The sequence below is a fragment of the Parabacteroides distasonis genome (assembly GCF_004793765.1).
GTDB lineage: Bacteria > Bacteroidota > Bacteroidia > Bacteroidales > Tannerellaceae > Parabacteroides > Parabacteroides distasonis_A.
In genome coordinates this window covers 59,378-69,023 of the sequence record NZ_SRYM01000017.1, presented here as the reverse complement: position 1 = coordinate 69,023, position 9,646 = coordinate 59,378, and the positions used below count along the sequence as shown (strand labels likewise).

Below are 9,646 nucleotides of genomic sequence, written 5' to 3'. Positions count from 1 at the left end.
TTACACACGTTCTTTTAATTGTTAATTGCGTGTGAAGTAAATCTGTATCATGTCACCTTATGCCTTCTACGTATTATAATATCACGTCCAAAGAGATTTATGCGGTTCCGATCGTGGAAAAGGACGTATTTGGCTCTTTTTGTTATGCTAATGAAAAAGACGGGGTTTATTGGGTAGATCCCCCAAAGGAAGAAAAGGCTTATCGTCTTTGCAAGTCGATTGCCTATTTGCCGAATCTCTGCGTGAATGAGCGGCAAAATAGCGTAGTGGCTGCCTTACGCTTCTTCAATCGGATTGATTTTTACGATTTGAAAGGAACATATCAGAGAAGCGTTACATATGGGAGGAAGCCGATTGCTCCCTTGTTGGCTGCGGACGGAAGGAAAGTGGATGTCTTGGGTTCTGTCAAATGTTTTATCGACTTATTTGGTACCAACCGATATGTTTATTGTTTGTATGATGGTAGCGTGGATTTTTCAAATGCTTTTACCTTATTGGTTTTTACGTGGGATGGTCGGTTGAAGAAGAGCTTTCGCCTTGACCGGAGCGTGAGGCGGATAGCCGTAGATGAGGATGATCGATTTATCGTGGGTTTATCTCCGGATGAGAACGGTATTTACGATGTTATCAAGTATGAACTAGAATGAGTGTTTTTAATAAAACGTTATGGTCTTTTTAACGTAAAATGGGATAACTTCACGTGGTTTATGACGGTGTTCATATTCGTGATTTATGTGGCTCTATGTGTAGTCTTACCTCTACATGCTCAATCTTTTTGTGAGAGGACCATGCTTTATCTTCTACCCCTCATTTTGCTTCCTTACCTGTTTGAGCTTCGAATTGGATAGGTCTGGAGGGTGATCGATTGGTATTGCATAAATTGATTGGTACCTTTCGTGTTGAATTGGATCAGATAGCCGATGTGGGTGTGTATGACAGGAAAGAGTTAAACTTAAGGTTATTTGGGAGCGGAGGTTTTCTCGGTTATTAGGGATCTTCAGGAATAGTAAATAGGGCTTATGTTGGTGATTTTCGCAGGCTTTTTGGATAAAGACTAAACAGGGAAAATGCTATATGTTTAGTTGTGAGAATAGGGATAGGTTGCTCTCTTATATCAGAAAAGCAATTTCTGCGCTTTAGCTTTTACGTACCAAGTTTTTTGATTTCCTATTAAAGGATGGACATAAGTTGATAAAGGTTAGCGTGGAATTTAACACTATAGAACGTAATATTAGTCGTTGGCTGTATTTTTGATACCTCTTCGTGAAGCCGTTCTCAAATAAAATACTATTTTTGCGCATTATAAAGAATATTCCGCAAATAATGGATATACAGAGGCATAGTAGCGTATTGGGCGATACGGTGGAGAAACTGTCGGATGAGGCATCGTATAAACAATTGTTCCATGCGTACAGGGATGAGGAAGCACTGCCCTCGGGCGAGGTGCTGAAAGAGATCATCGATCTATGCCGTGCGATCCTGTTCCCCGGTTATTATGGGAATGCCCGTATCAGTAAACAGACGATCCGTTTTCATACGGGTGTAAATGTTGAGACTCTTCATTCTTTATTATCCAAGCTGGTTTATGCGGGACTTTGTTTTGCGGATACGTCTTGTGTGACTTGTGCGGAAGAAAAGATCTCCGCTGAGGCAGAGGCTATTTCGGAGGCTTTCATATCTACGCTTCCGGAGATTCGCAGTTTGCTGGCTACGGATGCGGAGGCGACTTTCAATGGTGATCCAGCCGCTCAAAATCTAGGTGAGGTTATATTTTGTTATCCCGGTTTCCGGGCGATCGGTAATTACCGGATCGCCCATCAATTGTATAAGCTCGGGGTTCCTTATATCCCTCGTATGATTACGGAGATGGCGCATTCCGAGACCGGTATCGATATCCATCCGGGTGCGAAGATCGGTCATCATTTCTCGATAGACCATGGGACGGGCACGGTAATCGGCGAGACGAGCGTGATCGGTAATCATGTACGTATCTTTCAAGGCGTCAGCTTAGCGGGAGAGAAACTTCCCCCCGATGAGAACGGTAACGCTATCCGTGGCGTAGCTCGTCATCCTATTTTGGAGGATCATGTGACCGTATACTCTAATTCCACCTTGATCGGTAAAATCCGGATTGGCAGAGGAGCTACGATATGTGGTAACGTCTGGATAGCGGAGGATGTACCGGCGGGGAGCATGGTTACACAATTGAAGCGAAATGAGAACAATTAATAGTAAACAACGTAATATGCAATTGAGAATAATTGTCAATTCTCAATTTTCAATTTTCAATTAAAATGAGCGAGACATTTGAAATGGTGGCCAAAACTCTATATGGGTTGGAAGAGATCTTGGCCGAGGAGTTATTAGCTTTAGGTGCCAACGACCTGCAGATCGGTCGTCGTATGGTTTCCTTTACGGGTGATAAGGAATTGCTTTATAAGGCGAATTTCCACTGCCGTACTGCCCTGCGCATTCTGAAACCGATTTATCATTTCAAGGCCAAAGATGCTGATACCGTTTATAAAGAGGTGAAAAAGGTAGAGTGGGAGAAGTTTTTGTCGCTGGACAAGACGTTTGCGATCGACTCAGTGATCTATTCCGAGGATTTCAATCACTCGAAGTTTGTCGCTTACCGTACGAAAGATGCTATCGTGGATTACTTCATCGAGAAGTTCAAGAAGCGTCCGTCCGTTCGTGTCAATAACCCGGATTTATATATCAATATCCATATTTCGCATAACGATTGTACCTTGTCTATCGATAGCTCCGGTGAGTCTTTGCACAAGCGTGGTTATCGGGTGGATCAAACGGAAGCTCCGTTGAATGAGGTGTTGGCTGCCGGCATGATCCTAAAAACCGGTTGGAAAGGAGAGTCTAATTTCGTGGATCCGATGTGTGGTTCCGGTACATTGTTGATTGAGGCCGCCATGATCGCTTTGAATATCGCTCCGGGTATCCATCGGAAAGAATTCGCCTTCCAGAAATGGGTAGACTATGATGAGGAATTGTTCGACCGTATTTATAATGATGAGAGTAGAGAGCGTGAGTTCGCCTTCCATTGTTATGGATCTGATATTTCCCAAGCCGCTATCGATATCGCTTTGGAGAATATCCGTAGCGCTGGCTTGATGAAATATATTGATCTGAAGGTGAAACCGTTCCAACAATATACGGAGGCTCCGCAACCGGGTATATTGGTGACGAACCCGCCTTATGGGGAGCGTATATCATCTCGTGATCTATTGGGATTGTATAATATGATCGGCGAGCGCTTGAAACACGTGTTCATGGGATATAAGGCTTGGATCTTGAGCTATAAAGATGAATGTTTCGATAAGATAGGCTTGCGCCCGAGCGAGAAGATTAAACTGATGAACGCTTCCTTGGAGTGTGAATACCGTTGCTATGAGTTATTCGAGGGAACCAATAAGGACTTCAAAAAGGCATTGAATGAGGATGGAGAGAAGCGTCTGCGCAGATCGGAAGACTCTTTCGAGCGTAGAGGCAATGATCGTCCAAACTTCCGTACGGGTCGTGTGGATCGTCCGGAACGTCGTTTTGCCGCTGCCCATAGCGAGGATGACGAGGAACGCTTCGCTTCCATTCCAGGAAAACGTATCTTTGGGGAGGACCGGGGAGAGGATCGCCCAGTCCGCAAGAAATTCGGGGATGCTCCGATTCGTAAGCCGATCAAGCCAAAAGGAGAACGTCCTGTGAAAATGCGTTATCGGGATGAGGATGACCGTAAGAAAGGGTTTGGCGATCATAAGCGGGATGGAAAACGTCCGTTTAACAAGCCTACAAAACGGAGAGGGTATGATGATTATGAGGATTAAATCATCTTTATTCATAAGCCTCTGTTTGATTGTATTAGCGATGCCGATTACCGCCCAAGATAAGCAACTTACCTTGCACGACTTGATTCCGGGAGGGAAAACGTATAGCCGCTTCGTACCTCGTGACTTGAAACAGTTACGATGGTGCGGAGACGAGTACTTATATGCGAAGGGAGATAGCGTGTTAGGAGCTAAGCCGGGGAAAAAGGAAGAGGTCTTTTTCTCGTTGGAACGACTGAATGGGGCCTTGAAGGTAGCAAACCTACAGACGGTTGGTTCCTTGCCTAGCTTCTCGGTACCCTACGAAAGGGGTTCGGTCTTGGCTTTTACGAGCAAACAGCACCGGATTCATTATGACTATAAGAAAAATAAGGTAGTCGCTGATTACGCATTGAAGAGCAACTGGGCGAATTATGATTTCTGTTCGGCTACGAATAACTTGGCTTTCACGGAAGGAAACAATGTGCATATTTTATCCCCGGATGGACAAAATACGATTGTTACACGTGAAACACAGGATGGAATCGTATGCGGGCAGGCTGTCCATCAACGGGAGTTCGGGATTACGAAAGGTATGTTTTGGTCTCCTAAAGGCTCGGCTCTAGCGTTTTATCGTATGGATGAGCGTATGGTGACCGCTTACCCGCTGGTGAATATCGACACCCGTTGCGCTACATCAGTTCCTCATAAATATCCGATGGCTGGAATGAAGAGTCATGAGGTTATGGTGGGTGTCTATCAGGTAGCTACCGGACAGACGATTTGGCTGGAAACAGGCTTGCCGAAAGAGAAATATTTGACAAATATCGCTTGGAGTCCGGATGAGAAAAGTATTTATATCGCTGAGCTGAATCGTGAGCAGAACGAGATGCATCTGGTACGGTACTCTGCCTTGACGGGAAAGAAAGAGGCTGATCTGTTTACCGAGACGGATCGTTGTTATGTGGAGCCGCAGCATCCCGTACTTTTCTTGCCGAACGATCCGGATAAGTTTATCTGGCAGAGTGAGGCGGATGGCTATAACCATTTATATCTGTATGATACGACCGGAAAGGAATTAAGGAAGCTAACTGGTGGAGAATGGGTGGTTACCAAGGTACTCGGTTTTAGCAAAGACGGAAATAAAGTGATTTTCGAGGGAACGGCGCCTCATCCCGTATCTCCGAATATGCAAGGGACAGGGATGCAACGTTATATTTGGGAGACGAATTTGAGAACGGATGATATCATGAATTGCTTGAGTTGGAAAGTGGGTGTGCACCGTTGGCTGTTTAGTCCTTCCGGCGAATATGCGATTGATTATGTAAGTTCTCCTTCTACCCCAAGGGATATCGATTTAATTCGTGTAAAGGACGCTAAAGTGATTTCTACCTTACTTTCCGCTCCGGATCCCTTTAAATCGTATCGGATGCCGCGGATCGAGGTTGGACATATCCTTGCTGCCGATGGTAAGACCCACTTGAATTACCGGTTGACTTTACCACCGGATTTGGATGAGACGAAGAAGTATCCTACGATTGTCTACGTCTATGGAGGTCCGCATGCCCAATTGGTTACGGGTGACTGGCAAAACGGGGCTCGTGGCTGGGATCTCTATATGGCACAGAGAGGTTATGTGATGTTTACTGTGGATAGCCGTGGCTCGGCGAACCGCGGGCATGCTTTTGAGAGCGTGATTCATCGAAATTTGGGTATCAATGAGATGGCGGACCAAGTGAAGGGTGTCGAGTTCCTGAAATCCTTGCCTTGTGTGGATGCCGACCGTATCGGGATACATGGCTGGAGTTATGGAGGTTTTATGACAACGAACTTGATGTTGACTTATCCGGAGATCTTTAAGGTTGGCGTGGCTGGAGGTCCGGTTATCGACTGGAGCAATTACGAGATCATGTATGGCGAGCGTTATATGGATCGCCCGCAGGATAATCCGGAAGGTTATAAGAATGCGAACCTGAAACTGAAGGCCGGTAATCTGAAAGGCCATCTGTTGATGATACATGGGGATATTGATCCGGTGGTAGTGTGGCAACACAGCCTTGGTTTCTTAAAGGCTTGCGTAGAGGCTGATACTTATCCGGATTACTTTGTTTATCCCCGTCATGAGCATAACGTGACCGGTAAGGACCGTCCGCATTTGCATGAGAAGATTACGAGGTATTTCGATGACTATTTGAAAAATTGAGAATTGAAAATTAGAAGAGATATGAATGTATTGTTATTAGGCTCTGGTGGGCGTGAGCATGCGATCGCTTGGAAGATCGCTCAAAGCCCGAAAGTTGATAAGTTATTTATCGCTCCCGGTAATGCGGGAACAGCGTTGGTGGGAACGAACGTGGATATCAAAGCGGATGATTTTGCCGCTATCAAGGATTTTGCATTGGCTAACCAAGTGAATATGGTCGTGGTAGGCCCCGAGGATCCATTGGTGAAGGGTGTTTATGATTATTTCAAGAAGGATGAGGCATTAAGCTCCATCCCCGTGATCGGCCCGAGTGGGGAAGGTGCCCAATTGGAAGGTAGCAAGGATTTCGCCAAGGCGTTTATGATGCGTCATAATATCCCGACCGCTCGTTATAAAAGTATTTCCGCTGAAAACTTAGAGGAAGGCTATGCGTTCTTGGAATCTCTTTCCGCTCCTTATGTATTGAAAGCGGATGGATTGGCTGCCGGTAAAGGGGTACTGATTATCGATAGTTTGGAGGAAGCCAAGAAAGAGTTAGGAGATATGCTGGGCGGAATGTTTGGTGACGCAAGCAAGACGGTCGTGATCGAGGAGTTCTTAGATGGTATCGAATGCTCTGTATTCGTCTTGACGGATGGCAACGATTACAAGGTGCTTCCGGTAGCGAAAGATTATAAGCGTATCGGTGAGGGCAATATGGGCTTAAACACAGGTGGAATGGGAGCTGTTTCTCCGGTTCCTTTTGCGGATGAGGTCTTTATGGCGAAGGTGGACGAGCGTATTATCCGTCCTACCGTAGAGGGATTGAAAGCGGAAAATATTGATTATAAAGGTTTCATCTTCTTGGGTCTGATCAATGTGAAGGATGAACCGATGGTAATAGAATACAATTGTCGCATGGGGGATCCGGAAACGGAGGTTGTCATGCTTCGTATCCAAAGTGACTTGGTTGATTTGCTGGAAGGGGTAGCGGAAGGTAATTTAGCGGCTCGTACATTGGTACAAGACCCTCGTACGGCGGTTACGGTTATGTTGGTAAGCGGCGGTTATCCGGAGGCTTACGAGAAAAATAAGGTAATTACGGGATTGGATGGCGTATCCTCTGAAAATATAGTGTTCCATGCCGGGACGAAGCTGGTAGACGGCCAGATCCTGACGAATGGTGGCCGTGTAATCGCAGTTAGCTCGTATGGAGCTAATAAGGAGGAGGCTTTAGCCCAATCTTTCGCCGGAGCTAAGCAAATCGATTTCGATAAGAAGTATTTCCGTCGGGATATCGGGTTTGATTTGTAAATGATAATTACAGAGAATATACATATGAAAAAACGAAAACTATTACTTTTATGGGTTGTTTGTGCGGCTCTCTATGCATGTTCGACCGATCAGACGAACGAATCGGGGAAGCGTGTTTCTGCGTTGGATGATGCCGCTTGGAACTATTCCGAATGGATATCTGTAGCAAATGCTCCTGTCATAACGGGTGAGATCAATGGATCGAATGAGCGTGCGGCCGATGGTGCCGCTTGGTTCGTGAGTGTCGTAAAGAATGAAAAAGAGATAACCTCGGCACGCTGGATGACCACGGGCTTGGGTGTGTACGAATTATACGTGAATGGGAAGTTGATCGGGGAAGAGATTCTCAAACCGGGTTTTACGCATCCCTACAAGACGAAGCGTTCGTTTACGTATGAGGTAAGTAATGCCCTGTCGAAACAAGCGGGAGCGGAGAATGTTTTCGCTGTGCAGGTGACACCAGGTTGGTGGGCCGATAAGATCATCACATACAGCGGCCAGCAAGGAATGGTGGGTACCAAGGTCGCTTTTCGTGGTGTGCTTGAGCTAACCTATGCGGATGGTAACAAGGCATATTTAGGTTCCAATACGAGCGATTGGAAAGCCGGGATCGCCGGACCGGTCAAACATGCCGCTATTTTTGATGGTGAGGAATATGATGCCCGTGAGTTACCGGGATATGATACGCTCGATAAGCTTTCCACACCGGAAAAGAATACGGAATTTGAGGGAGAGATACTTCCTTCAAATGGAGGTGAGGTCTATTTTCGTGAAGATTTGGCACTCTCTCCTCGAAAGGCTTATATATGGAATGGGGTTACCGGAGAGAGTGAAGATGCTTATGGAAAGGTTGTTATAACGAAAGAATATGCGGCAAGCGAGGAAATGGTGATTCATCCGGGTGAGACACTTGTCGTAGACTTTGGCCAGAATTGTGCGGCGGTTCCTGCTTTCGAGTTCATGGCAAAGGCGGGTACCAAACTAAATTGTCGTCCTTCTGAGATATTGAACGATGGAAATGGTGCGAAGAGCCGAGGAATGGATGGACCTGAAGGTAGTTGCCATCGCTTGAATCTGCGCACTCCGGATACTGGGATGTTGCTCGACTATACCTTTGCTGATAATAAGGACTATACGACCTATCGCCCTCATTGCACGTTCTATGGTTATCGCTTCGTGTCTATCACGGCCGATCAGGAGGTGCGTATCCGGTCGATCCGGTCGATTCCAGTTTCCTCGATTACCCAACAGATGGAGACAGGATCAATAACGACCGGCAACAAATTGGTCAATCAGTTGATCTCAAATACCCTATGGGGACAACGTTCTAACTACCTCTCGGTTCCTACCGATTGCCCGCAGCGCAATGAACGGCTGGGATGGACTGCTGACACGCAGGTATTTGCTGAGACCGGTACCTTTTTTGCCAATACCGCTGATTTTTTCCATAAATGGATGCGTGATATGCGTGACACACAATCACCAACCGGTGCGTATCCCGGTGTCGCTCCATTGGCTCAATATGGTGCGGCTCCTACTGATATGAACCGCTTGGGCTGGTCGGATGCGGGAGTTATCGTGCCTTGGGTTGTCTGGAAGCAATTTGGTGACACTCAGATTATCGATGAGAACTGGGCAGCGATGGAGAAATATCTCAATCATATCAACGAGACCAAGTATGACCATCATGCCCTCAGCGCAGAGAATGGCAATTACCAGTGGGCCGACTGGCTCAGTTACGAGCCGCTTGAGAGTTGCAGCGGTCGACATTTGGCGCAGGATGGATCCGGAACGCTTCCGGAAGCCTATGATTATTGGAATTATCTAAGTGCAAATTATTGGCTTATAGATGCTGGAATGATGAGCGATATGGCTCGTGCGACAGGACGGGATGCTGCGAAATACGAAGCGATGGCTGCTCAAGCGAAACAGTATATATTGGATAAATTCCTGAATGCCGACGGAGAATTTAAGACGGCGATATTCAATACCATGCAGACGCCTGCCCTATTCGCCTTGAAGAACAAGCTGGTCGAAGGGACGGCCAAGGAGAACATGATGAAACGACTGCGTGATAACTTCGCCGAGCATGGCAATTGCCTTCAGACAGGTTTCTTGGGTACTTCCATCCTGATGCCTACGCTTACGGAGAATGGAATGAGCGATATCGCTTACGAGCTTCTTTTCCAGCGCAAGAATCCGAGTTGGCTGTATTCGGTAGATAATGGGGCGACAACGATCTGGGAGCGTTGGAATAGCTACATGCTCGATAAAGGTATGGGGCCGCAAGGCATGAACAGCTTTAATCACTATGCCTATGGAATTCATCCTAATT

At 46.3% G+C, this 9,646-nt stretch carries 5 protein-coding genes and 1 pseudogene; all 6 read left to right on the top strand.

Features of this window, described 5'->3' with window-relative positions:
- Positions 1-59 precede the first annotated feature (59 nt).
- Complete coding sequence (locus E5342_RS08210; protein WP_246867080.1) at positions 60-647, top strand: BF3164 family lipoprotein; 588 nt, start codon at positions 60-62, stop codon at positions 645-647.
- Positions 648-1,323: 676 nt separating this feature from the next.
- Positions 1,324-2,229: a serine O-acetyltransferase gene (locus tag E5342_RS08205; RefSeq protein ID WP_121736058.1), complete on the top strand. Its 906-nt coding sequence runs from the start codon at positions 1,324-1,326 to the stop codon at positions 2,227-2,229.
- A gap of 65 nt (positions 2,230-2,294) precedes the next feature.
- On the top strand, positions 2,295-3,836 hold the full coding sequence (locus E5342_RS08200) for a THUMP domain-containing class I SAM-dependent RNA methyltransferase (protein WP_121736057.1): 1,542 nt from the start codon (positions 2,295-2,297) through the stop codon (positions 3,834-3,836).
- A complete protein-coding gene (locus tag E5342_RS08195) occupies positions 3,817-6,018 on the top strand; it encodes a S9 family peptidase (protein WP_135959173.1) in 2,202 nt (733 codons plus the stop codon). Before E5342_RS08200 ends, E5342_RS08195 begins: the two co-directional genes overlap by 20 nt.
- A gap of 21 nt (positions 6,019-6,039) precedes the next feature.
- Entirely contained in the window at positions 6,040-7,311 is a 1,272-nt protein-coding gene (gene purD, locus E5342_RS08190; protein ID WP_121736055.1) for a phosphoribosylamine--glycine ligase, read from the top strand.
- Positions 7,312-7,335: 24 nt separating this feature from the next.
- A pseudogene (locus E5342_RS08185) lies at positions 7,336-9,633 on the top strand (family 78 glycoside hydrolase catalytic domain); the annotation flags it as partial.
- Positions 9,634-9,646: the final 13 nt, after the last annotated feature.